This window comes from Streptomyces sp. NPDC003284, assembly GCF_053589675.1.
The window spans coordinates 412,659-437,472 of record NZ_JBSFSI010000003.1; the positions used below are offsets into that span (position 1 = coordinate 412,659).

Sequence of the window (24,814 nt, forward strand, 5' to 3'; positions counted from 1 at the left end):
ATCACCGAGACAAGGGAGAGCGCATGACCAACGTTGACGACGCCTCCACCCTGCCCGTGGCGTGGTGGAAGCCCACATACAGCGACAGCGGGGCACAGTGTGTGGAGTGCGGCATCGTAGGCGCCGAGACGGTGGCTGTTCGGGACAGCAAGACCCCGCACGGACCCGCGCTGCTGTTCACACGTGGGGCCCTGTCGTCATTTGCTGCGGCTGCCGCCGCGGGCGGGCTCGGCGCCGCGGAGTAGGGAGCCACACGCGACGGCGGGGCCGCCCCACGGCATTCGGGGATGGGCCGTTCGTGTACGCAGGACGATCCCAATCTACGGCGGGGCAGGTGTCGGTGAGCATCCCTCACACACCCGGCCATGAGCGATCAGGCGTGGGGCGCGCTGTGTCCGGCGGAAGGCTGAGGAAGGCTTCCAGTTCGGCCACGGCCGTGTCCTCGTCGGTCACGTGGACGGTGGTGATGCCCAGCGCGGCGGCCGGTGGGAGGTTCACCGCGTGGTCGTCCGCGAAGACGCACCGTTCGGCGGGCAACCCGATCCGCTCCAGGGCGAGTCGGTAGATCGCTGGATCGGGCTTGGCCATTCCGGCCAGCTCGGACACGATGTGCGTGTCGAACAGATCCCAGACGCCGACGTGTTCGTAGGGGTTGAACGGGTCGAGGCCGAAGCTGTTGGACAGCAGGGCGAGACGGTGACCGGCTGCCCGCGCGGCACGTGCGAGCGCGACCATCCGTGGCGCCGCGGGGACTTCGGCCCAGGCCCGGCCCATCAGGTTGACCGGATCGACGTGCGGCCCGAGCAGAGCGGCAGTGCCCTCGTTCCACTCCGCCTGCCCCATCCCGCCGATCTCCAGGGCGGCGTAGAGACGTCGGCCTTCGGGGTGATCGCCGAGGGTGCTGCGCCACGCGTCCGGGGCAAGTCCTTCCGACACGCACCGGGTGCGGTGCGCTTCCAGGGGGCTGGCGGTCAGCACGCCGGCGAAGTCCAGGATCAGGCCGTGCACCGTGCGTCCTCCCGCTGCTGGGCCAGTACCGAGTCCACGTACTCCGCGATCGCGTCGCGGCTGCGGATCAGGCAGGTGATGCGCTGGGTCATGCTGTCGCGTTCGCGGACCAGGGTGGCGATGGTCTCCGGGGTGGCGTCGGCGACCTGGATGGAGCGGGGTTCCTTGAGGCAGGGGAGGATCTGCTTGATGACGCGGGTGGGGAGCCCGGAGTCCAGCAGGCCGCGGATCTGGAGGACGCGGTCCACGCTGCGTTCGCAGTAGTCGCGGTAGCCGTTCGGGGAGCGGTCGGGGACGAGGAGGCCCTGTTCCTCGTAGTAGCGCAGCAGCCGGGCCGGGGTGCCGGTGCGGGCGGACAGCTCTCCGATGCGCATGTGACCCACCTCATACGGAACCGGATTGACCTTCACATGTATGTGAGGGTTGAACCCTAACAGGCATGTCGATGTCGCAGACGCCGTGCACCGGACGGCCCACGGACGCTCTTCCCGGACCGTCCACGGACGCTCTTCCCGGACCCCCCACAGGCACTCCGCAGCCGCGCGGGAAGCTCCCGCTGTCCGCGCTGCTCGCCCTCGCCACCGCCGCCTTCATGGCGATCCTCACCGAGGCGCTGCCCGCCGGGGTGCTGCCCGAGATGGCCCGTGACCTCTCCGTCAGCGAGCCCGCCGCCGGGCAGACGCTGACGGTCTACGCCATCGCCACGGGCCTGTCCGCGCTGCCCGTGTCCGCGGCCACGGCCCGCTGGCGCCGCAAGCGGCTGGTGCTGGCGGCCGTCGTGACCTTCGCCGTGGCCAACACGGTCACCGCGCTGTCCTCGCAGTACCTGCTGACCATGGCGTTCCGGCTCGCCGCCGGGGTCGCCGCGGCCGTGGTGTGGGCCGAACTCGTCGGCTACGCCCGCCGCCTGGCGCCCCCGCACCTGGTCGGCCGGGCCATCGCCATCACCATGGCGGGCGTGCCGCTGGCCCTCTCCCTGGGCATCCCGGTCGGCACCTTCCTGGGCGGACTGGTCGGCTGGCGGGCCACGTTCGGGCTGGTCACCGCGGTCTCGGTGGGGCTCGCGGTGTGGATCGCGGTGTCCGTGCCGGACCACCCGGGGCGGCGGCCGGGCAAGCGCGAACCGGTGCTGGGCGCGCTGCGGCTGCCCGGTGTCGTGCCGGTGCTGTTCGTCGTCGCCGCCTATGTGCTGGCGCACAACATCCTCTACACCTACATCGCCGCGTTCCTCGACGCGCGCGGCGCGGGCGGCGCCCGGGACACGGTCCTGCTGGTCCTCGGTCTCGCCTCGGTGGTGAGCATCGTCGTCACCGGCGTCCTGGTCGACCGCAGACTGCGCACCCTGACGGTCGCGAGCACCGCCGTGTTCCTGGCGGCCGCCGCGCTGCTGACCGTGCCGGGCGGCGGGCAGGCCCTGGTGTATCCGGCGGTGGTGCTGTGGGGCCTGGGCTGGGGCGGGGTGTCCACGCTGCTCCAGACCGCGGTGGCCGCGGCCGGCGGCGACCGCGCGCAGCCGCTGCTGGTCACCACCTGGAACTCGTTCATGGCGGTCGGCGGCGCGGCGGGCGGCGTCCTGCTGGACGCGGCCGGGCCGGACTCCTTCCCGTGGACCGTCCTCGCCCTGCTGGTGCCGGTGCTGCTCGTCGTGCTGGGCGCCCGCAGGCACGGCTTCCCGGCCCCACGCGCCTCCCGCTGAGACACAGAAGAGGGGCGGGGAGCGGAGGTGCGGCGCCTCCACTCCCCGCCCCTCGGTGCGGGGCGCGCGCTCAGCGCAGGCGCAGCGCCTCGCGGACCGTGGTGAACAGGTCCGTCTGGTTGGTGACGCCGAGGACGCGGAAGGCCTGCGGGCCCTGCGCGGCGATACGGACCTCGGTGCCGGTGTGCTCCTGCGACTGGCCCGGGGTGTTGGTCGAGTAGTTGACCTTCAGCTGCTGGCCCTCATCGGTGACCAGGGTGGAGGACAGGCCGGGCGGCATGGCGTCCACCGGGACGATCTGGCTGCTGTGGCCGTGGTCGGCGGTGGTCACCACGAGGGTGTCGGGGTGCTTGGCCGCGTAGTCGCGGGCCACCTTGACCGCGCGGTCGAAGGCCGCGGTCTCACCGATCTGGCCGCACGGGTCGGCGGCGTGGTCCTGCTTGTCGATCGAGGCGCCCTCGATCTGGAGGAAGAAGCCCTTGTCGGAGCGGCCGTGGCCGTGGCCCTGCTTCTGCTTGGCCTCCAGCAGCTGGATCGCCTTGGTGGCGGAGTCGGCCAGGCTCGGCGTGCTCGCGGGACGCTCGCTGTTGGAGGTCACGCACCGCTGCGGGGCCGTACCGCCGACCGCGGCGCCCTTGCCGGTCCACTCCACCGGCACGTTCCCGTCGGCGAACAGGCCGAGGACCGGCTTGCCCGGCCGGGCGGCCTTCATCGACGCGTTGTCGGTGACGACCTGGTAGCCGAGCTTCTGCGCCTGCTGGGTCACGGTCAGGCCCTTGTACCGGCCCTCGGTGATCTTCTGGTCGAAGCGCTGCTTGCCGCCGCCGAAGAGCACGTCGACCTTGTGGTCGACGGACTGCTCGGCGATGGATCCGGGGCCGCCGGCCTTGACCGTGTCCTTGGGGCACTTGGCCATGTCGGCCGGGCCCTGGCAGGAGCGGTCGGTGACGTGCGAGGCGAGCACCGCCGGGGTGGCGTCGGTGAGTTCGGCGGTGGTGACGCTGCCGGTCGCGTAGCCGTTCCGCTGCGCCAGCTCCAGGATGGTCGGGACGGCCTTGTCCGAGCCCGGCGTCTTGGAGATGCGGCCGTTGACCGTCTTGTGGCCGGTGGCCCAGCCGGTGCCGCTGGCGGCGGAGTCGGTGACGTAGTCCGGCGTGCCGTCGGCGTGCACCGCGTACGTCGTGTACGCGCCGGTCAGCGGGAACTTGTCCATGTTCAGGCGCCCGTTGGCACCCACCGTGTAGTCCCGGGCGAGGGTGATCTCGGAGTCACCCATGCCGTCGCCGATCAGCAGGATGACGTTCTTCGCCTTGCCGCCCTGGATGGCGTGCTGGGCGTGCTGCTTGCTGTCCGAGGCGCCGGCCACCGTGGTGGCGGTCAGGGCGGCCGCGGTGGTGACGGCCAGCGCGGTGGCGATCGTGAGCTGACGACGGGTGGGTCTGTGCATGGGAGCGACTCCTTGGAAGGTCCGTACCCGGGCGCCCGTACGTCGGGTACGGGCGTCGTACGGCTGCCGACGGAGTGCAGCCCACCAGCCCTTGGTGAACCACTGGGAAAGTCGTGACCCGGTCTTGGTTGCGCGCGCATGACGGCCGTCCGCCCCCGAGGGGGCGCGCGGCCGAGACCTCGTACGGGCGCGCGCCCCGGCGCGCTCAGTCCGTGAGGCCGGGCCCGTCCTCCGCCTCCGCGCCCGCCAGGACGAGCTGCGTGAGCGGGGTGTCGTCGCCCGAGTCGAGCACGACCCGGTACAGGCCGGGCGCCGGTACGGTCACCCGCCCGGCCACGATGTCCTCGTCGCCGTACTCGTCGGCCTCCAGCGCGGCCCGCGTACGGAAGCCGCCCGGCGCGCCCGTCTCCGTGACCTCCTCGACCGTGCACTCCAGCCCCGCCGGGCCGTCCGCGCCGTGCACCCGCACCGTCCAGCGCGCGCCGGGCGCGACCAGGTCCGGCACCCGCAGTCCCAGACCCGCGGCGGCCTGCGGGGGACCCAGGTGCTCGTCCTCCTCCAGGAACGCGGTGACCGCCTCCAGCGCCGCCTCGCCCTTGGCCAGCGCCCCGTGCTGGAGGGCCAGCGGCACCGTGGCCCGGCTCAGCGCGGCGGACTCCCGGTGCACCGTCCCGTCGCCCGCGACGTCGAAGCGGCGCGGCGCGCCGTTCGCGTCCCGCATCAGCTCGCCGTCGCTGTGCCGCCGGAAGCTGTGCTCGTACGGTTCCACGACCCCCTGGCGCAGCGCCAGCGACTGCACCGTGCGCTGGCTGATGCCGACCACGGCCCGGTGTCCGGGCAGCGTCCGGCCGCGCAGCCGCTCGTGGAACGCCAGCGACTCCTGGGCGAGGTCCTTGTCCCCGCCCAGGTCGGCGATGTCCACGGTGGTCAGCCGCCGTACGTTCAGCCCCTCGTCCAGGCACGGGAACGTCGGCAGCAGGTCGTGCAGGCCCGGCAGGGTCACCGCGAGGTCGCGCAGCCGCCCGTGCGGCAGCGGCACCGGCGTGCCCCGGCCGGTGTTGAGGATCAGCGCGGCGGCGGCCGACCCCTGGAACGGCGTCCCGAGCGTGCACACCCCCCGGGTGTCCCGGGCCAGTTCCCCGCCGTCCGGCCCGTCGCCCAGCGCGGCGTGCACGAGCAGCCCGCCCATGGAGTGGGCGACGAACACCAGCCGCCCCTCGCGCTCGTCGACCCGGTGCCTGCGCGCCTGCGTGTGCGCCGGGTGCGCGCGCCAGCGTTCGAGGTGCGCCCGCGCGGCGGCGGCGAGCAGCCGCGCGTTCACGGCCACCGGCAGCCGCCAGTCGTACGGGAACTCCAGCACCGCCTCGGGCGCGGCCACGCTCCGCGTCACGGTCGCCACCAGGTCGGTGTACGGCTCCACCCCGCGCAGCACGGGACTCCAGGCGGGCGTCGTCAGCAGCCGCCGGGCACGGATGCGGCCGAGCCGGCCCTCGCGCTCGTCCGGCGTCAGGTGCAGCGGCCGCAGCCCCCCGGGCGTGGTCCAGGCGCGCAGCAGCCACCCGGTGTTCGCCAGGCCCCACACCACTCGGTCCCGCTCCACGTCGTACAGTTCGCTGCCCATGATGCCGGGGACGACGACCACCGCGTCCTGCGTCGTGTTGGGTGACAGAGCGGGCAGGCGGTAGGGCCGTTCGGGTGCCGGATACTGCTGCGACGGTTGGCTCATGAGGGAAGAATAGGGAGCATGCAGCGGGGGGCGGGAGCACTTGCGGGAAGCGGTGACACATCGCCGGACGCGCTGCCGGGACAGGGGCGGGGAAGCGGCCCGGAGGACCGCGGACAGAGCCCCGAGCGCGTCCTGGTGACGGTCGCGGTCCGCGACTACGACGACGGGGACACCGAGTTCACCGAGGGCATCGACGAACAGCTCGCCGTCCTCGACGAGTGGTGGTGCTCGCCCGGCTCCGCCGAGCCCTTCCACAAGGTCCCCCAGCCCGAACTGCGCGAACGCCACGACGTGGAGCGCTTCCTGTACGAGGCCGGGGTGCGCGAGAACCGCGGCAAGGCCCTGGTCCTCTTCATCACCGGCCACGGCAGGATGGGCGCCTCCCGCACGCACTTCCTGCAACTGCCCGGGACGGACCCGACGCGGCAGCTCGCCACGGCCGTGCGCACCAGCGACCTCGTCGCCGCCGCCCTCGACTCCCACGCCGAGAACGTCCTCGTCATCGTCAACACCTGCTTCGCCCAGGGCGTCGCCGGTGAACTCCTGCCGCTGTTCGGGGAGATCGCCGGGCGCCGCCGCCGGGGCGCCCAACTCGACGTCGTCGCCACCTGCGACCAGGACCAGCTGGTGCAGGTACGGCGCTTCCCCTCGGTGCTGCGCCGTGTCCTCGACCGGCTGCGCACCAGCGCCCAGATCACCCACGAGCGGCTGAGCGTCACCCAGTTGATGACCGAGTTCGAGAACGAGCTGGGCTCCGACCCCGAGCGGCGCAAGCACCGGCTGCACCGGGTCATCGACGGCTCCGGCTCGACCGTCCCCTCGCCCTGCCTGCCCAACCCCGGGTACCGGCCGCCCCGCGAGGTGGTCGCGCCCGCCCGCCGCCCGGTGGCCACGCCCGCCGCCGACATCGACGTATGGCTCGCGCGGGCCAGCGGGCGGCCGCACGCGGACGATCCCGGCTGGTACTTCAGCGGGCGGCGGCGCCTGAACGCCGCGCTGGCCGCCTTCCTCGGCCGGCCGGGCGGCGTGCTGCTGCTGACCGGCACCGCCGGGAGCGGCAAGTCGGCGGTGCTGGGCCGGGCGGTGACCCTCAGCGACCCGCTGTTCCGCGCCAACCCGCGCTACCAGGACGCCGTCGGCTCCGCGCCGCCGGAGACCGTACCGGCCGAGGAGGCCGTCTCCGTGGCGGTGCTCGCCCGCCGCCGCACCGCCGCCGAGGTCCTCGGGGAACTGCTGCGGGGCCTGGGCATCGACCCGCCCGCGCCCGGCCCCGCCGACGACCCGGTGGAGCGGTGGACGGCCCTGCTCGACGCGTACCTCGGCGAGCCGGGGGACCCGGTGACCGTGGTGCTGGACGGACTCGACGAGGCCGCCGATCCCTTCCGGATCGTGCACGGCGTCCTCGCCCCGCTCGGCGCGCACTGCGTGCCCCCGCCCGGCGCCGCCCTCCCCGGTCCGCGCCGCGCCGACCCGGGCACCGGCCGCCGCCGCCTCCGGCTGGTCATCGGCGTACGCAGCAGCCGACCGGCGACCGGACCGGGGGAACCGGAGGGACCGGAGGAACCTGAAGAACCAGAGGAACTTGAGGGGCAGGAGGAGCAGGAGGCACCCGAGGAACGGGAGGAGCCGGACGCGGCGGGGGAGAGCACGCGGGCCGCCGGGCGGAGGGAGACCGGACTGCTCGGCGCGCTGCGCGAGGTCTTCCCCTCGGCGACGGTCCTGCGCACGGACGGACCGGGCAGCCGCGCCGACATCGCCGATTATGTGGAGGCGCTGGTCGGTGCCGGTGCGGGTGCGGATGCGGATACGGGGACGGCAACAGGAACGGGGCCGGGCCCGGACACGGAGGAGGGCGCGGGCTCCGGCGCCGGGCCCGCCGGACGGGCGGCGGCCGTGCGCGAGGCCGCCGAGACGGTCGCCGCCGAGGTGTGGCCCTCGTTCCTGGACGCCCGGCTCGCGGGCGAGCAACTGCGGGCCGCCCCCGACCCGGCCGTCCTGGTCGCGAGCCGCCGGTGGCGGGAACTGCTGCACACCGGCACCACCGGACTGCTCCGCCGGGATCTCGTCCTGGCGCGGGCGGAGGGCCTGCCGCCGGACGTGGCCCTGGCGCTGCTGCGGGCGGGTGCCTTCGCGCTCGGCGCGGGCATCCCCTGGTCCACCGTGTGGCCGGCGGTGGCCGGGGCGCTGCTGGGGCGGCCCGTCGAGGACCCGGACCGCATGATCGGCATTCTGCTGCGCGGCGGCCTCTCCGGGTATCTGGCCCACGACCACGAGGACGACCGGATCGTGTACCGCCCGGCCCATGAGCGCCTGGCCGAGATCCTCCGCGACCCGCGCCAGAACCTCCTGCCGGGCCGGGGCCACTCACCGGCCCCGGCGGACGCGGAGGACGTGAAAGGCGCGGCGGACGTGAACGAGGCGGCGGACGCCCGGGACGTGCGGACCGCCTGCGGGCCGTCCGGTCCGGGCGTCCTGCCCGGCCTCCGGGAGCGTACGGGCCCCCGGGCCGCGGCGGGACCGGGCCGGGCCGCCCTCCCGGACCAGACGGCCCGCAGGCGGTCCGGCCGTACCGCACCGGCCCGCCCCACCCCTGGAACCCCCGGACCCCCCAGAAACCCCGCGGCCCCCGGAACCCCCGGAACATGGACCACCCGGGCCGAGGCCCACCGGCTCATCGCCGAGGCGCTGGCCGAACTGGTCACCGAGGACGCGACCGTCCCGCCGCACCCCTACCTGAGCCGCCACCTCGCGGCGCACGCCGCACGCGGTGACGTCCTCGACGACGCGCACGTACCGCGCGCCCTGCTGCCCTGGGAGGCGAGCGGCAAGGTCCGCACCCTGCTGCGGCAGACCGGCACCGGACAGCGGCAGGAGTGGCTGGAGGCGTGGGCCGCCATCGAGCCGTTCCTCGGCGACGCCGCTCCGGAGTCCCGGCAGGCCGGCCTGCACCTCGCGCACCACGCGGCGGCCCACCGCCGCGTACCGCTGTCCGAACTGCCCGCGACAGCAAGGCACTTGACGGGCTCGTGTCTCACCCCGCTGTGGACCGACTGGACGGCGGCGGACAACGTCCTGGCCGTCACCGACACCGTCGTCGAGTCCCTCGCCCACACCGTCACGTCCGACGGCAGGCCCTTGCTGATCACCGGCGACAGCCACGGGACGCTGCGCCGCTGGGAGACGTACGGCGCCCCGGTCGGCGCGCCCGCCCGCACACAGGGCGGCGCCCTCCAGCACCTGCTGCCGCTCCCTGACGACCTGCTGGTCTCCGGTGGTACGGACGGGACCGTACGGGTCTGGGACAGCACCCGGGGCCGGCTGCTGGGCGAGGCGCTGCGCCGCCCGCACACCTGGGTCAGCGGTCTCACGCTCCTCACCCCGGCGGACGGGCCGTCCCGCGTCCTCGTCGCCCACAGCGACGGCCGCCTCACGGCCCTGGACCCGGTCACCTTCCACACGGTCGCCACCTCGGACCCCTCCGACCCCTCGGACCCCTCCGGCCCCGATGCTCCCTCCGCTCCCTCCGACGTCGACGACACCGCCGATCTCCCGGTGCTCGACCCCGTACCGGCGATCCTGGCCGGGGTCGGACTCGCTCCCGGAGAGGGCATGGCGCTGGCCGTCGCCCAGGGCGGGCGGGTCGGCGTGTGGCGGCCGGGGAAGGGGCTCGTCCCGCTGGGCGAGCACCCGGACGAGGTGCGGGCCGTGGTCGGGCTGCCCACGCCGAACCGGTTCGCGACCTGCGACGACTCCGGGCACCTCGGCTTCTGGGATGTGGCGGAGGGCGGTGGTGAGGTGACGGCCGGACCGCCGCCCGCGCGGTCGGCCACGGCCTTGGCCGCCGTACCGGTGGACGGCGAGCCCGCCGTGGTCTGCGCCGGGACCGACCATGTGCTGCGGGTGTGGGACACCGGCACGCGCCGTCCGCTCGGCGGCCCCCTCGAAGGCCACACGGCCACCCCGCTCGCCCTGACCGCGGTGCCGGGCACCGTCCCGTCCGTCGTCTCCGCGGGCGGCGACCGCACCCTGCGCCGCTGGCTGCTCACGGGCCACGGCAGCCGCCCGGCCCCGGCCGTGCGCCGCCCGGTCGTGGCCGCCGCGCTGCCGGGCCGGGACGCGACCGGCGGGCCGCTGCTCGTCGCGGTGGCCGACGAGGAGGAGGCCACGCTGTGGAACGCGGACACCGGAGGCCAGGTGCGGCTGCCCGTCGGCGACTCGGCGGTGACGGCCTTCGCGTGGACCGCGACCGCGGACGGGCCGCTGCTGGTCACCGCGCACAGCGACGCCAGCGTGCAGCTGTGGTCGGTGGGCGCGGGCGCGGGCTCGGACCTCGCCGGTGCGCCGGTGCGCCGCGGCACGCTGGTGAGCCACAGCCTGCCCGTGCAGACGATGGCGGCCTTCCCGGACGGCACCGGACGGACCCTGCTGGCCACCGGCGGCGCGGACGGCTCCGTCCACCTGTGGGACCTCGGGCGGCAGACCCGCCTCGCCTGCTGGGACGACCACCGCCTGAGCGTCCGCGACCTGGCCGTGCTCACCACCGCACACGGTCCGCGCGTCGTCTCGGCCGGTGCGGACGGCACCCTGCGGAGCTGGGATCCCGCCACCGGTCCGGCCGGTCCGCCCGTCCACTGCGGGCAGCAGGGCGTCCACGCCGTGGCCGCGGTGCCCGCCGGGCCCGATGAGCGACCGCTGCTGGCCTCGGGCGGCGAGGACGGGACCGTACGCCTGTGGGACGCGGAGGCGCTGTGCCCCGTCGGCGCGGCACTGGACGCCGCCGACGGCCCGGTCACGGCCCTCGCCTGCTTCCGCACCCCGGCCGGCCGCCCCCACCTGGCGGCCACCGGCCCCGGCGGCACCGTCCACATCTGGGACGTCACCACCGGTACCCGGGTCAGACGCGTCGTCACCGGCAGCCCGCTGGGCGTCCTCCGGGCCCGCCCGGCGGACGGCGACGGCACCCCGCCGGGCCACCCCGTACTGCTCGTGGCCGGAAAGGCGGGCCTCAGCGTCTTCGAACTGGACCTGGGCCCTTACTGAGCCGACGAAGCCGACACCCGCGGTCCCCTGACCGCCCGGCCCCGCCCCTTCCAGTCCGGTCCCGCACCCCGGTCGGCCGGGCGCCCTGAGCCGGGCGTGCGCCCTCCGGATGCCTCAGCGCCTCTCCCGCGCGCCCCCGCGCGCAGGCCGAAAACCGCCCCCCTTCACCGCAGTTGCGGGACAATGATCGCTCGAATGTCCCGTCGGCACATGCACCACCCGGTACCACCCCACCCGGCGGAACACCGGTGGAACACCAGGAGTACGCACTCCGCCGGCCGGGTCTCCCGGACTCCGGCCGTGTCGTCCGCCGGCCAACAGCGGCCCAGCAGCGAGGGTGTATGAACGACAACCCCGGCGGCGCGCGCCGCCGCCGGAAAGGCACACGTGTGATGGGGTCGGCCGACGAACCTCCCGTGGCGCTCGTCTCCGCCCCCGAGCGGGGGATGTGGCGCCTGGGCAAGCGCGGGCAGCCGCTGGCGTACAACAGGCTGGAGCCGGAGACGAGCCAGGGCTCCAGCGCCGGCCGGTTCAGCCTGGCCACCTACGGCATGCTCTACTGCGCGAGCGAGCTGGCCGGCTGCTACGCGGAGGCGCTGGCGCACTTCCGGGTCCACCCGAAGATGCGCACCCTCATCGGCGGCGACTGGGACCTCGAACCCAGCACGATGCGCCTCGGCCACCTGGCCTCGGGCTGGCGCGAGGACCATGTGCTCGTCCGGCTGCTGCCGCCCGGCGACGCCCGCTTCCTCGACGTGGACGCCTCCGCCACCCGCGAGGTCCTGATGAAGGAACTGCACAGCGAACTGAGCGCGTGGGGCGTGGAGAACGGCCTCACCGACGAGCACATCCACGGCCGCGACCGCAGGATCGCCCGGCAGATCGCCGCCTGGACCGTGGCCCAGCGCAACCGGACCGGGCACCGCCTGGCCCAGGGCATCGCCTACCGCTCCGGCTACGGCGGCCGGCAGTGCTGGGCCGTCCTCCAGGACGTCGACCTCGCCCACGCCGAACGGCGCCCCATCCGCCTGGAGGACCAGGCCCTCCAGGAAGTCGCCACGGAGTACGGCCTGCGCCTGTTCTGACCACCGCGCGGGCACCCCGCCGAGCCTGCCGGACGGCCCGTCACCGTCGGATCATCGGCCCCGTCACCTCCGCCACCCGGCCGCCCCCTGATGGGATGACACTGCCCCCGTCCGGGCCGACCGAAACCCCCGTCCATCCCCCCTGGTTGGCGGCGGAAATCCCCTGGTCACGCTTTTCCGGGCGGTCCTGAGTCCGTTTCGTGTACTCTGTTCGGGAAGGTTCCGGGTGGGATTTCCGGGGGATTCCCGGGGGGAAAGTGGTGGAGTATCCGCCGGGACGAGGGGTAGACTTGTCCCAAGACACCCATGGGGGGAGCGATGTTGACCAGGCGTCCGTTACCCGCTGACGCGCCACGGCCGACCGTCGAACGGTCGGTCCGCGTGCTCGCGTCCCTGTCCGCGACCGCCGTCACCTCCTCCCGCACGCATGCCTCCCCGCGCCCGGCCGCATCAAGGCCGATGTGCGCGCGTCCTGAGGCAGCGCCACACACCACCCTCCGCCGCACCGTCCCGGTCACCGGACGGTGCGCCGAGGAATCGAGGAGAGCATGAAGACCCTGACCGACCGGGAGAGCAGGACCGACCGGGACAGCGAGACCACCGCCCACGCAGAGATGGTCCAGGCCTCCGCGGCGGTCATCGCGCGTTTCCTGCAGGAGAACTTCGGCCAGCGGCTGACCGCCTTCATCGCCGGTATCGAGGACCCCAAGCAGGTGGGCAAGTGGTGCAGCGAGCAGAACAGCCCGCGCATCGACTCCGAGCTGCGGCTGCGGGCCGCGTATCAGATCTTCCAGATGATCACCTTCGAGGAGAACTGTCACACCGCCCGAGCCTGGATGATCGGGATGAACCCGCAGCTGGAGGACGACTCCCCGATCCAGGCCATCGCCGAGGACCGGCACAAGGACGCCATGGCGGCGGCCCGTTCCTACATCAAGGGCGACCTCTGACGACGCCGTCCCGGCGCCGGTCACCCCGTCCCGCCCCTCTGTACGTCGCCCGCCCGCGCTCCGGCCGAACGCACCCGGAGCGCGGGCGTCGCGCGTAGGGCCGCTGCAAGGAGACTGCAAGGAAAGTGCCCGGCGCACCGGGAATCCCCTCGTCGACCGCTGTTGGCCGAGACGAGCGATGGGGGATCGCGTGGCCGTCGGATTCACGAGACCGGCACTGATCGAGCGAGGGCACTGGCTCACCGTACGGGACTGCAAGCGGGTGCTGGTGGTCGTCCACACGGTGACGTTCGCACAGCGCCTGAAGGAAGTGTTCGAACTACTGGAGGCCGACCTGCGTGTGCAGGTCGCCTTCACCACCGCACCGCATGCCTTCGGCACCGGGGTCACCCGGTATCTGGAGGCGCAGGGCATCACCACCGTGCCCTGGAAGGAAGCCCGCCGCACCGAGTTCGACCTGGCGCTGGCCGCCGGTTCGCGCGGAGTGCACGAACTGCGCACCCCGGTCGTGCGGATCTCGCACGGCGCCGGGCACATCAAACCGCTCACCGACACCACGTCCCTGGCCCCGGGCGAGCACCGGCCGCCCGGGATGCTCAGCCGTCGGCACCTGCTGCACGAGGGCCGGGTGGTGCCGAGGGCGATCGTCTACGCACACCACCGCGACGTGGCGGAGCTGGCCCGCTCCTGCCCCGAGGCGCTGCCCGTGGCCCATGTGGTGGGCGACCCCTGCGTCGACCGGATCACGGCCGGACTGCCGCTGCGCGGGCACTACCGCCGCGCACTGGGGGTCGAGGACGGCCAGCGCCTGGTGGTCGTCGCCTCGACCTGGGGGCAGGGCTCCACGTTCGGGCACCTCGACGCGCTGCTGCCGCACCTGGTGAGCCGCCCGCCGGACGACCGCCACCGGATCGCCCTGCTGATCCATCCGAACGTGTTCGCCGGGCACGGCACCTGGCAGGTGCACCGCTGGCTGGCCGGATGCCGCGACCGGGGCATCGCGGTCGTACCGCCCGAGGCCGACTGGCAGCCCCTGCTGATCGCCGCCGACTGGATCATCGGGGACCACGGTTCCCTGACGGCCTACGGCACGCTCACCGACGCGACCGTGCTGCTGACGCACGGCCCGCGCCGGGAGGTGTCGGCGTCCTCCCCGGCGGCGCTGCTGGCCGCCGCCGCACCCGTGCTGTCCTCCGCCCGGCCGCTGGCCGAGCAACTGGAGTACGCGGCGCACGAGCGCGGTCCGGGCCAGTACGACCAGGTGGCCGCCTCGCTGACCTCGGTACCGGGTCAGTTCCACCGGCGGATGCGCGCCCTGGTCTACCGCCTGCTCGACCTGGGCGAACCGGCCCATCCCCTGCTCGTCGCGCCACCCGAACCGCCGCCCCCACTGCGGCGGTGGGAGGTCTCCGCGGGCCCGGGGGCCGGACGATGAGGCAGCGGACCGGGACGCCCCGCCACGGCCGGCGGGAGGCCCGGCCGACCGCACCGGTGACCGGACCCCCGGCCCCGCCTCCGCCGCCGCGTCCCGGCCCCGGCGCGGCCTGGGTCACCGTCTGCTTCGGCGCCCCGGCCTCCGCCGTCACCCCGGGCACCCCGCCCGGGGACGGCCACCCTCCCCGGCCCCGGCCGGCCGGGGACACCGCGCCCGCCCGGGACCGGGGAGAACCGGAGGACTGGGGACCCCGGGACGCCTGGGAGCCACCGCACGGCTGGGAACGGCTGCACGCCTGGGAACGGCTGCACGGCTGGAGGCGGCTCGCCGTCCTGCGACGGCCGGCCGCGCCCGGCCGGTCGGACGGTGCGGGGCGGCCGGTCGCGCCCGGTCGCTCGGCCACTCCGGCCCGGCCGGAACCGGACGGCCCAGGCGGGTCGGGCGCCGCGGCCCGGCCGGACGCACAGAGTCCGCCCAGGAGCCCCGGTCCGGCGGGATGGGCGGCCGTCCTGTGGCGGTCGGACGTGTCCCACGGGCGGGCCTTCGTCCGTGCCGACCCACCGGCCCGCGCCCCGGACGGACCGCTCGGCCTGGTGCGCCCGGCCTGCGGCCATCCGCCGTACGGAGGTCTCCCGGTCAACGGCACTCCACCCAACGGCCTCCCGTGCGATGTGCACCTGTGCGCGGATCCGGACGCACCGGGGCGGCCGGAGCTCGCGGAGCACGCCGATGTGCTGGTGAGCCGGGTGCCGCTGCCCGCTCCGGCGGCCCGTGCCCGGGTGGACGACCTGCTCGCCCGGCACCCCGGCTGCCTGGTCGCCGCGGTGCCCGGCGTCGGCACCGGGTACGTGCTCGGCGTACGCGGCGTGTCCGGCGTGCGGGGCGGCCCGGCGGACGGCCCTGGGACCCGGCGCACAGGGCCCGCGCCGTACGGCACGGGACGCCATGAGCCGGGGGCGTACGCCGCCTCGGCCCTGGCCGCCTCCGTGCTGCACGCGTGGCTGGCGGCGGGCGGGGCACGGGAGGCCCTGCGCGCCGTCGTCCCGCTGGACCACCCGTGGTCCGGGCGGTACTCCACCGGCGGCGGGTGACGGGAGGACGGCGCGGGGGAGCGACCGGCTGCGGCACCTCTCACAGGTGCCGCAGCCGGTCCTCCAGGCGCTCCGCGTCCGCCGGGTCCAGCCTCCGCGCGAGCTCCAGGGCACCGCCGTACAGCCGGGCCGCCCCGGCGGTGTCGCCGTGCGCCTCGGCGGACCGGCCGAGCCATTCCAGGCAGCGGCCCTCCCAGTGCTCGGAGCGGGCGTCACCGGACCGGAAGGCGGCGAGGGCGTCCCGCAGCAGCGGGACGCCCTCCGCGTCCCGCCCGTCCCGGCACAGGACGTGCCCGAGCAGGGCCCGTACCCGTGTCGCCTCGTACGTCTCGTCCAGCGCGGCCAGTTCGTCGTGCGCCCGGCGCAACTGCTCGGCCGCCTCGGTGAGTTCGCCGAGGGCCAGGGCGGTCTGGCCGAGCCGCCGCCGGGACAGGGCGGCCCCGCGCCGGTAGCCGACGGCCTCCCGCAGCCGCAGCGCCTCGCGGAAGTGGTCGCGGGCCTCGGCGGGGCGGCCCGTCTGCAACCGGATGTGCCCGAGCCCGCTGACCGCCTGGGCCTGCTGGCGCACGTCGCCGTCCTCGACGGCCTTCGCCAGCGCCCATGTGTACCACTGGCCCGCCTCCTCGTACTCCCCGGCGTCCCGCAGGCCGATCGCACCGGAGGTGAGCATCCGGCCCTCGCCCTCCCGCGCACCGCAGCGGCGGGCCGCGTCGAGCCCGAGGCGATGCGCCTCCAGCCACATCGCGGACGGGCGGAACCGGAGGAAAAGGGGCCACATCAGGTCGACCAGGCGCCAGCAGCGGGTGTCCCAGCCCGCGTCCGCGCAGTGCCGTACGGCGCCCATCAGGCCGTTGCGGTGCGTGTCGAGCCAGGTGAGGGCCTCCTCGGGGCCCGCCAGGGAGGCGGGGGCGATGTCCGGTGCGTGGACGTCGTGGCCGGGCAGCCGGTGACTGGGGGTCAGGACGAGTTCGGCGGCGCCCGCGGTGACCAGGCACCAGTCGACGTACCGGCGCAGCACGGCGGCGCGGTGGGCGGGGTCCTCGTGCTGCTCGCCGAGGCGGCGGGCGTGCGGCAGGACGAGATCGTGGAAGCGGTGGGTCTCCGGGCCGGTCTCCTCCAGGAGGTTGGCCTCCACCAGGGCGTCCACGGCGGTGTCGACGGCCGTGTCCTCGCCGTCGCTCCCGTCGCTCGTGCCGTTCGCCACGGCCGCCAGCATCGGGAGGTCGTGCCGGTCGGTGGGCAGCAGGCCCATCCGGCGGTAGAGCACGGCCGCGTAGGCGGGCAGCAGGGCGTACGACAGGTCCAGCGCGGTCCGCATCACGGCCTCGCCGTCGATGCGGAGCGCGCCGAGGGCGCCCTGTCCCCGGGCGAGGCTTTCGGCCAGGGCGGCCACCGGGCGGTGGGGCCGCAGGGCGAGCTGGGCGGAGGCCAGGCCGACCGTCAGCGGCAGCCGGCCGCAGAGCCGGACCACCTCGTGCGCGGCGGCGCTCTCCCGGGCCACGCGGTCCCCGCCGCCGACCGCGAGCAGTTCGACCGCCGAACGTGTCGGCAGCCCTTCGAGCCGGTGCAGCGACGCCCCGTCGACCCGCAGCCCCGTGAGGCTGTTCCTGCTGGTCACGACGGTGAGTCCGGTCGGGCCGCCGGGCAGCAGCGGGCGTACCTGGGCGGCCGTGAAGGCGTTGTCCAGCAGCACGGCGAGCCGCAGCCCGGCGGTCAGGGAGCGCCACAGCGCGGCCCGCTGGGCGGTGCCGGCGGGCACCGCGGACACGCCGAGCGCGACCAGGAAGCCTTCCAGGACCGTGCCGGGCGAGGCGGGCCCGCCGCCGTCCCGGGGGCCGGTCTCCTCGGCGGTGTGGCCGCCGAGGTCGGCGTAGAGCTGGCCGTCGGGGAAGCCGTCCGCGTGCTCGTGCAGCCAGCGCACGGCGAGGGTCGTCTTCCCGACCCCGGGCAGGCCGCTGACGACCAGGACCTGCGAGGCGTCGGCCGGGCGGGCGGCGCGCAGGGCGTCCAGCGCGCGGCGGTCGTCCTCCCGGCCGACGAAACTGGCGGTGCGGTACGGGAGCTGGCGCGGTACGGGCGGCCGGGGCGGGGGCGGGGGCGCGGGTGCGGGCTGGTGGAAGTGGATGCCGCCGCTGACGCTGCGGGCCTGCACGACGGGGCCTTCGAGTACGGCGTCGCCGCTGATGACGTTGCTGGTCGGGGCGGTGGGTGCGGTCGGCTGCTGCGGGGGTGGGGGCGGGGGTCCGTGGCGCCGTAACCAGTGGGTGAGGGCGTCGCCCGTGGCGGTGTCGCGCAGGGCCAGCGCGGACAGTTCGCGGGCGAGCCGGTGCCAGGCCGCGGTCCGTGCGGCGCGGTCCGAGGGGGCCGCTGCCGGGGCCCCGCGGCCCGCCGTCCGCAGGACATGGAGCAGTTCCTGCCAGGCGGCGGAATCCCGGTCCTCGGCGCAGGCGGCCATGGCCGCCGACAGCTCCTCCACTCCGTCCGGTCGTGGAAAACGCATGCAGGCCCCTTTCGGAAGATCGTCTTCACCGCGGCCAAGAAGGGAACAAGAAGGGAAAAGGATGGACCGTTAATCGCTCAATTTCGGTCTCGTTCGGTGGGCATATAGCCATGCATGGCAGGCCCATGACACCCTCGGACGCCCTGGAAGCGCAAGGCCGCCACCCTGGTCGGGGAGGTCGCTGGTGGAGTTCGAGATTCGTCTTTCCGGAGCGGTCGAAGTGCTGGTCGGTGGTCGACGCAGTGATCTCGGATCCATAAAGCCGCGTATAGCGCTCGCGGCGCTGGCCTGGGACGCGGGGCGGACAGTAGGGGTAGACACCCTGATTCACCGTATATGGGACGAGAACCCGCCGGTCAAGGCCCGGGAGACGCTGCACGCTCACATCTCCCGGATCCGCGCCGCCCTGCGCGGCGCCGACGAGGACGCCACGATGATCGTCAGCCGGACGAACTCCTACGTGATGCGCGTCGACCCGGACCGCGTCGACCTGCGGCACTACACGAGCTGCGTCGACCAGGCCCGCGCGCTCAAGGGCACCGACGACGAACGGGCGGCGCTGGGCCTGCTGGACCGGGCCGACGGGCTCTGGCGCGGCGAACCGCTGGCCGGGATCAGCGGCTCCTGGCCCGGCCATCTGCGCGCCACGGTCGCCGAGACACGCCTCGTCGCCGCGATCACCCGGGCCGAGATCCTGGTCGGCGCCGGGCGGTTCACGGACGCCGTGCCGGTGCTGCTGCCCCTGGTGGCGGAGCGCCCCGTCGACGAGGCGCTGGTGGAGCTGCTGGCCGTGGCGCTGCACGGCAGCAGCCGTACCGCCGAGGCGGCCAGGCTGCTCCAGCGGACCCGGCAGCGGGTCATCCGCGACAGCGGTCTGGACGCGGGCCGCCGGCTGCACCGCGTCCAGGAGGGGATCCTGGCCGGGACACCGATGGTCGCGCTGCTGCGCGAGGTCGGTGTCACCGGCGGGACGGCGCCCCGGCCGCCGGTGCGGATCCCGGACAACCTGCCGCGCGACGTCCCCTGGGTCGGCCGCCAGGAGGAACTGCACCGTCTGACCGAGGCGCTGTCCGAGGGCGCCGGGGACGCGGCGCCCGTGGTCACCGTGGAGTCGATCTCCGGCATGGGCGGCGTCGGCAAGACGGCCCTGGCCGTCCATCTGGCCCACCATGTCCGCCACCGCTATCCGGACGGCGCCGTCTTCGTGCACCTGGGCGGGCACGCCTGCGACCGGGCGGCCGTCGCGCCCCGGCGGGCGCTCACCGAGATCCTGCGGCTGCTCGGGGTGCCCGGTACGGAACTACCGGAGAGCACCGACGAGTTGACGGCGCTGTGGCGTTCCATGGCGCGGGACCGCCGGATGCTGGTGATCCTCGACGACGCGGCCGACCCGGACCAGGTGCGCCGGCTGCTGCCGGGCGCCTCGCCGACCGCGGTCGTGGTGACGAGCCGCAAACGGCTGCCCGGACTGCCCGGTGTGCGGCCGGTGTCGCTGGGCGTGCTGCCGCCGCAGGACGCGAAGGCGTTGTTCCTGCAACGCCTCGGGCCGCGCGGCGGCACCACGGACCAGGAGGTCACCGACATCGTCCGCATCTGCGGACATCTCCCGCTGGCCGTCGAGATCGCCGCGAGCCGCCTGCTCGCCCACCCCTCCTGGACCACCGCCGACCTGCTGGCCCAGCTCGCCGCGGGCGAAGGGCACCTGGACGAGCTGCGCGACGGCGAGCGCAGCCTCACCCACGTCTTCGACCTGTCCTACGACGCCCTGACCGTGCGGCAGCGGCTGGTCTTCCGCCGGATCGGACTGCACCTGGGCGCGGAGTTCGGACCGTACGCGGTGGCCGCGCTGACCGGTCTGGCCCCCGGTGCAGTCGAACGGGTGCTCGAAGAATTGCTGGCCCAGAATCTGGTCTCCGAGCCTGTGCCGCATCGTTTCACTCTGCATGATCTTCTGCGCGGGTATGCGCGTTCGTTGATCGGGACCGATGTGAACGGACCGGAAGAGCAACCAGATTCGATCACCGGACGACTGGTCGATTTCTATCTCCGCGCGGCGGACGCGGCCGACCGGCTGGCCTATTCCTTCCGCTCCCGCACGGCATTCGACGGCGTGAGCGACGGGGCCGTGCGCCCCGCGATTCCGGAATTCTCCGGTACCCGGGCCGCCGAGCAGTGGCTGAAATCCGAGAGCGCGAATCTCCTGGACTCGCTGGACTGGATCGCGGAACACGGGACGCCGCATCAACTCGCTTGTGCGGCCCATGTGTTGGCCGGGTTCCTGGACATGCAGGGCCACCTCGCCACGGCCGAGCCGCTGCACCGGCGGGCCGTCGACCACTGGTCCGCCGCAGGCGACAGCGCCGCACTGGCCCGCGCCCTGCTGGACCTCGGCACGGTCCGCACCCACCGCTCCCGCTTCGAGGAAGCGATAGCGGCGGCCCGCGAGGCCCGCGAACTCGCCCGCTCGCTCAATGATCCGGAACTGGAGAGCGAGTGCGTGCACCAGATGTCGATACCGCTCTGGCAGACAGGTCAGTACGCGCTGGCCCAATCACTCCAGAAGCAAGCGCTGGCTTTCCTTTCGCAAACAAAAAATAAGCTTCAGATTGCTCGCAGTCACAATCTGCTCGGAATCACCCATCTCCATCTGTCCGAGAACGAGGAAGCACTTTCCCATTTCCGATCGGCCCTGGACTTCTTCACGGAGATCGGAAATGACAGGGGGAAATACAGTTCACTGAACAACATGGGTGAACTCCTGACGAGGATGGGGGACCCCGAGTCGGCCGAGAGTGCCTACCGGGAAGCCATGGGTCTGGCCGCGAGCGGGACCGACCGCAGGGAGCAGGCCACGGTCAGGATGAACCGGGCGAACGTCCTGGTGTTGCTCGGCAGGACGGACGAGGCGCTGGAGCTGTACGCGGACGTGCTACCCGTGCTCCGCCAGGTGGACGACCTCAGGGCGGAGGCCATCGCCCTGAACGGGCAGGGCCGGGCGCACCGCATGGCCGGCCGCGCCGAGCAGGCTCTTCCGCTGCATGTCGCCGCCCTCGCGGTGGCCCGGCGCATCCGTGCCGTGGGCGAGGAGATCGACGCGCTGTACGACATGGCGCGGGCCGAGCAGGACACCGGGCGCATCGCCCAGGCCACGGCCCACCTGGAGGAGAGCCTGGCGGTCAGCCGGAGCATCGGCGCCCCGGCGGAGGAGACCCGCGCGGAGCGGGCGCTGACCCGTCTGCGCGTACGCGTGCGCGACGTCGGAAGCGAGCGATAACAGAGAGACCACTACGCGTCTTCGCGCACAGTTGGACATGATCGACGATCTCCGTGTATCTCTGTCATGGGCACGGCCTCGGCGGGCTACGATTCGTGATCACGGCGCCGGAAACACCAGAACAATTTCCACTGCGCTCCCCCATGTCTGCATGCCGGTTCGCAGTGGCATATGACAGAGAAAGGTGCCAATGAAGCTGTTCTACACGCTGACGTGTATCGCCTTCGTCCTGGGGACGCTGCACGGCGTGGACACCGGAATGATGTGACACACCGGTGAGGGTGCCGGGCTCGTTCCAAGATCCCGGCACCGACCGTCTCCCTCAAGCTCCTCCCCGCACAGCCCCCTGCTCAACCCCCGTCACAATCTGCCGGATCGTCTCCAGCGGCAGCTTCGGGGAGCCGTCGGGGAAGAGGAGGCCGTTGGTCTCCTGGGCGGTGTCCATGAACTGGGTGTAGCAGAATCCAGCCACGACCTGGCTGGAACGCAGCGCCGCGAACAGCTCACCGAGCAGGGCGGCGTACTGGGTGTCGGAGCTGGTCCGGGTGTAGGAAAAGGAGTTCTCGTCGGCCCGCAGCGAGAGCCCGCCGAACTCGGTGATCATGAGGGGGGCGTCCCCCGCGGCGTACCGGGTGAGCTGGCGCTCGGTGACCGCGAGCACCCGTCCCTGCGGGCCGGGTCCGGCCAGGACCGCGTCGACGGCGGCGGCGTCGCCGTAGCGCCGGGTGAGCTCGGCGGGGTCGGCGGAGTAGTCGTGCACACCGAGGATGTCGCTGTCGGTGTGCTCCCAGCCCTCGTTGGACAGCACGGGCCGGGTGGGGTCGAGGGCCCGGGTGAGGTGGGCCAGCGCGAGCGAGTAGTGCCGCTGCGCGCTCTCGTGCGGGATGTCGGAGGCGCCCCAGCTCTCGTTGAGCGGCACCCAGGTCACCACGGACGGGTGGCTGCGGTCGCGCCGTACGAGATCGAGCCACTCGCGGGTGAGCAGTTCCACCGCCTCGGTGCCGAACTCGTAGGCGGCGCCGGTCTCGCCCCACACCAGCAGACCGAGCCGGTCGGCCCAGTACAGGAAGCGCGGGTCCTCCGCCTTCTGGTGGACGCGGACCGCGTTGAAGCCCATCGCCTTGATCAGCTCGACCTCGCGGCGCAGCTCCTCGGTGCCGGAGTTCGCGATCAGGGTGTCGGTCCGGTACCCCTGGTTGAGGACGGAACGCACGTAGTACGGACGGTCGTTGAGCAGGAACGCGCCCCGGCCGACGCCGGTGCTGCGCAGGCCGACGTAGCTGTCGACGGTGTCGAGGACGGCGCCGGTGCCGGTGTCGCGCACGGTCACCCGCGCGTCGATCAGCGTGGGCCGCTCCGGGCTCCACAGCAGGTCCTCGCGGTCGATGCCGTTGCGCAGCGCGGGGATCACGACGTCGACGCGGCTGCGCGGGGTGCCGGTCTCGGCGCTGCTCCGGGCCAGCACCTCGCCGTCCAGGCTCAGTTCGATCTCGACCGACAGCGGGGCGGCGGGCGTGGCGGCGAGGGTGATCTCGGCGAGGACGCCGCGCGCGGGATCGGGCAGCCAGGCCAGATCGGTGACGCGCTGGGCGGCCACCGTCTCCGTCCACACGGTCTGCCAGATGCCGGTGGTCCGCTCGTACCAGACGGCGTGCGGCCGGTCCTGCCAGTCCTGCTTGCCGCGCGGCTGCGCGAGGTCGGCCGGGTCGTCCTCGGCGCGTACGACGAGGACGTGCTCGTCGGCGCCGGGCCGCAGCGCGTCGGTCACATCGGCGGTGAACGGGGTCTGCCCGCCGACGTGTTCGGCGACCGGGCGGCCGTCGAGCCAGACCTTCGCGCGGTGGTCGACGGCACCGAAGTGCACCAGCGCGCGCTCGCCGGGACCGGCCGCGAGGACGTCGTGGGGGATGCGGCGGCGGTACCAGACCACCCGGTGCGGCGCGGTCTCGCCGATCCCGGAGGCGGGCGCCTCGGGCGGGTACGGGACGGTGATCTCCCGGTCGAACGCGCCGGTCCCGCCCTCGGCGAACCACGCGTCGCGCTCGCCCGCGCCGGCGTCGTCGTACCCGAACTCCCAGACGCCGTCGAGGCTGTGCCACCGCTCCCGCCGCAGGATCGGCCTCGGATACGTCCCGTCCTGCTCGCTCGCCCTCACGAGTCCTCCCTCTGCCTTTTCCGGCATGCCGGTGTCGGCTGATTTCAACGTTTCTATAATCGGAGCCCTGTCATCATGAGTGATCGTTTGCATCGATGCAAGAGTGGGTGGAGTGCGGCGGCACGGCGCTGCCGCCGGTGCGGCAGACTCGGGGGGCCGACTCGACGGAAGGAGCCCCTCCATGGCCAGGGTGCGGATGCGGGACGTGGCCGAGCACGCCGGAGTGTCGGTGCGGACGGTCTCGAACGTGGTCAGCGGCTATCCGCACGTCAGCCCGGACACCCGGGCGCGCGTGCAGCGCTCGCTGGACGAGCTGGGCTACCGCATGGACTACATGGCCCGCGGCCTGCGCTCGGGCCGCACCGGGTTCATCGCCCTCGCGGTGCCCTTCCTCGCCGAGCCCTACTTCGCCGAGCTGGCCCAGGCCGTCATCCGGGCCGCCGGCCGGCGCGGGATCACCGTGCTGGTCGAGTCGACGGCGGGCGACCGCGAGGTGGAGCGGCGGATCCTCGACGGCGGACTGACCAATGTCGCCGACGGTGTGCTGCTGAGCGCCCTGACCCTGCCGGCCGCCGACGTCGCGGCGGCGCGGCCCGACTTCCCGCTGGTCATGCTGGGTGAGCACAGTGTCGGCGACCAGTTCCCGAGGGTCGGCATCGACAATGTGGCCGCCGCCCGCACCGCCGTGGAACACCTGCTGGAGCAGGGCTGCCGCCGCATCGTGGCGCTCGGCCGCAACGGCAGCGAGAACGGCCGCCAGCGCACCGCGGGCTACCGGCAGGCCATGGAGGCGGCCCGGGTGCGCCGGGTGAACTGGCTGGTGGCGCCGGTCGAGGACTGGACCAGGGACCAGGGCTACGCCGCCGTACGGGAGCTGCTGGAGGGCGACGGCCCGCTGCCCGACGCGGTGTTCGCCTTCAACGACGCGCTGGCCGTGGGGGCGCTGCGGGCCCTGGACGCCTCCGGGGTGCGGGTGCCCGAGGACGTCGCGGTGGTCGGTATCGACGACATCCAGGAGTCGGCGTACACCCATCCGCCGCTCACCTCCATCGCCCCTGACCTGGACGTTCTCGCCGAACGCGCGCTCACGCTGCTGGAGGAGCAGGGCGGGCGCCGCACGGGCGGCCGGTCCGCGGCGGCGGAGGCGGGGGCCGGGGCGGGCCCCGGACCCGCCCCGGACGCGGCGACGGCGGAACCGGCGACGGCGGAACCGGCGACGGCGGAACCGGCGACGGCGGAATCGGTGACGGGGGCACTGGTCTCGGCGGAACCGGCGTCGGCGGAACCGGTGGCGACGGCGACGGCGGCGCACGAGGCGACGCCCTTCCGCCTGGTCGTCCGCGAGTCCTCCCTCCGCCGCCCCGGCGCCGCGTCCGGCCCCGCCACGGACTGAACCCGGCGCGGACT

The 24,814-nt window shown here is 74.2% G+C and carries 15 protein-coding genes; 9 read left to right on the forward strand and 6 right to left on the reverse strand.

The features are described 5' to 3' along the window. Window positions 1-23: 23 nt before the first annotated feature. A complete protein-coding gene (locus ACWDYF_RS08885) occupies window positions 24-245 on the forward strand; it encodes a DUF397 domain-containing protein (RefSeq protein ID WP_389462682.1) in 222 nt (73 codons plus the stop codon). Between the two features lie 106 nt (window positions 246-351). Here the strand turns inward: ACWDYF_RS08885 and ACWDYF_RS08890 are convergent, their stop codons facing one another. Together ACWDYF_RS08890 and ACWDYF_RS08895 are read right to left on the reverse strand one after the other, a co-directional pair. Beyond that, window positions 352-1,008 (reverse strand): HAD-IA family hydrolase, encoded by a 657-nt coding sequence (locus tag ACWDYF_RS08890; RefSeq protein WP_389462681.1) that lies wholly within the window; start codon window positions 1,006-1,008, stop codon window positions 352-354. After that, the gene (locus ACWDYF_RS08895) at window positions 996-1,382 is read right to left on the reverse strand and encodes a MerR family transcriptional regulator (protein ID WP_389462680.1); all 387 of its coding nucleotides are present in this window, start codon (window positions 1,380-1,382) and stop codon (window positions 996-998) included. The genes ACWDYF_RS08890 and ACWDYF_RS08895 overlap by 13 nt, the downstream gene beginning before the upstream one ends. Before the next feature lie 65 nt (window positions 1,383-1,447). Between ACWDYF_RS08895 and ACWDYF_RS08900 the strand changes: the two genes are divergently transcribed. Beyond that, window positions 1,448-2,704: an MFS transporter gene (locus ACWDYF_RS08900; RefSeq protein WP_389462679.1), complete on the forward strand. Its 1,257-nt coding sequence runs from the start codon at window positions 1,448-1,450 to the stop codon at window positions 2,702-2,704. Window positions 2,705-2,774: 70 nt separating this feature from the next. On the opposite strand, the gene ACWDYF_RS08905 is transcribed toward ACWDYF_RS08900, so the two are convergent. Together ACWDYF_RS08905 and ACWDYF_RS08910 are read right to left on the reverse strand one after the other, a co-directional pair. After that, a complete protein-coding gene (locus tag ACWDYF_RS08905; RefSeq protein ID WP_389462678.1) occupies window positions 2,775-4,151 on the reverse strand; it encodes an alkaline phosphatase in 1,377 nt (458 codons plus the stop codon). A gap of 205 nt (window positions 4,152-4,356) precedes the next feature. Further along, a complete protein-coding gene (locus ACWDYF_RS08910) occupies window positions 4,357-5,877 on the reverse strand; it encodes a lipase/acyltransferase domain-containing protein (protein WP_451584270.1) in 1,521 nt (506 codons plus the stop codon). A gap of 18 nt (window positions 5,878-5,895) precedes the next feature. On the opposite strand from ACWDYF_RS08910, the gene ACWDYF_RS08915 reads away from it, so the two are divergent. From ACWDYF_RS08915 to ACWDYF_RS08935, 5 genes are all read left to right on the forward strand, one after another. Then, window positions 5,896-10,917: a hypothetical protein gene (locus ACWDYF_RS08915; protein WP_389462677.1), complete on the forward strand. Its 5,022-nt coding sequence runs from the start codon at window positions 5,896-5,898 to the stop codon at window positions 10,915-10,917. A gap of 392 nt (window positions 10,918-11,309) precedes the next feature. Beyond that, window positions 11,310-12,002: an RES domain-containing protein gene (locus ACWDYF_RS08920; protein WP_026252731.1), complete on the forward strand. Its 693-nt coding sequence runs from the start codon at window positions 11,310-11,312 to the stop codon at window positions 12,000-12,002. A gap of 548 nt (window positions 12,003-12,550) precedes the next feature. Continuing rightward, the gene (locus tag ACWDYF_RS08925; protein WP_381738697.1) at window positions 12,551-12,952 is read left to right on the forward strand and encodes an XRE family transcriptional regulator; all 402 of its coding nucleotides are present in this window, start codon (window positions 12,551-12,553) and stop codon (window positions 12,950-12,952) included. Between the two features lie 190 nt (window positions 12,953-13,142). Next, window positions 13,143-14,387 carry a hypothetical protein gene (locus tag ACWDYF_RS08930; protein ID WP_389462676.1) on the forward strand — a complete coding sequence of 415 codons (1,245 nt, stop codon included), beginning with the start codon at window positions 13,143-13,145 and terminating at the stop codon, window positions 14,385-14,387. Window positions 14,388-14,911: 524 nt separating this feature from the next. Further along, window positions 14,912-15,478 (forward strand): hypothetical protein, encoded by a 567-nt coding sequence (locus ACWDYF_RS08935; RefSeq protein ID WP_389462675.1) that lies wholly within the window; start codon window positions 14,912-14,914, stop codon window positions 15,476-15,478. Between the two features lie 40 nt (window positions 15,479-15,518). Here ACWDYF_RS08935 and ACWDYF_RS08940 read toward each other — a convergent pair whose 3' ends face one another. Then, window positions 15,519-17,978, reverse strand: a complete 2,460-nt coding sequence (locus ACWDYF_RS08940; RefSeq protein ID WP_389462674.1) for an ATP-binding protein — start codon at window positions 17,976-17,978, stop codon at window positions 15,519-15,521. A 184-nt stretch (window positions 17,979-18,162) separates the two neighbouring features. Between ACWDYF_RS08940 and ACWDYF_RS08945 the strand changes: the two genes are divergently transcribed. Further along, window positions 18,163-21,252: an AfsR/SARP family transcriptional regulator gene (locus ACWDYF_RS08945; RefSeq protein WP_389462673.1), complete on the forward strand. Its 3,090-nt coding sequence runs from the start codon at window positions 18,163-18,165 to the stop codon at window positions 21,250-21,252. A 322-nt stretch (window positions 21,253-21,574) separates the two neighbouring features. Here the strand turns inward: ACWDYF_RS08945 and ACWDYF_RS08950 are convergent, their stop codons facing one another. Beyond that, entirely contained in the window at window positions 21,575-23,407 is a 1,833-nt protein-coding gene (locus ACWDYF_RS08950; protein WP_389462672.1) for a glycoside hydrolase family 2 protein, read from the reverse strand. A 181-nt stretch (window positions 23,408-23,588) separates the two neighbouring features. Between ACWDYF_RS08950 and ACWDYF_RS08955 the strand changes: the two genes are divergently transcribed. Continuing rightward, entirely contained in the window at window positions 23,589-24,800 is a 1,212-nt protein-coding gene (locus ACWDYF_RS08955) for a LacI family DNA-binding transcriptional regulator (RefSeq protein ID WP_389462671.1), read from the forward strand. Window positions 24,801-24,814: the final 14 nt, after the last annotated feature.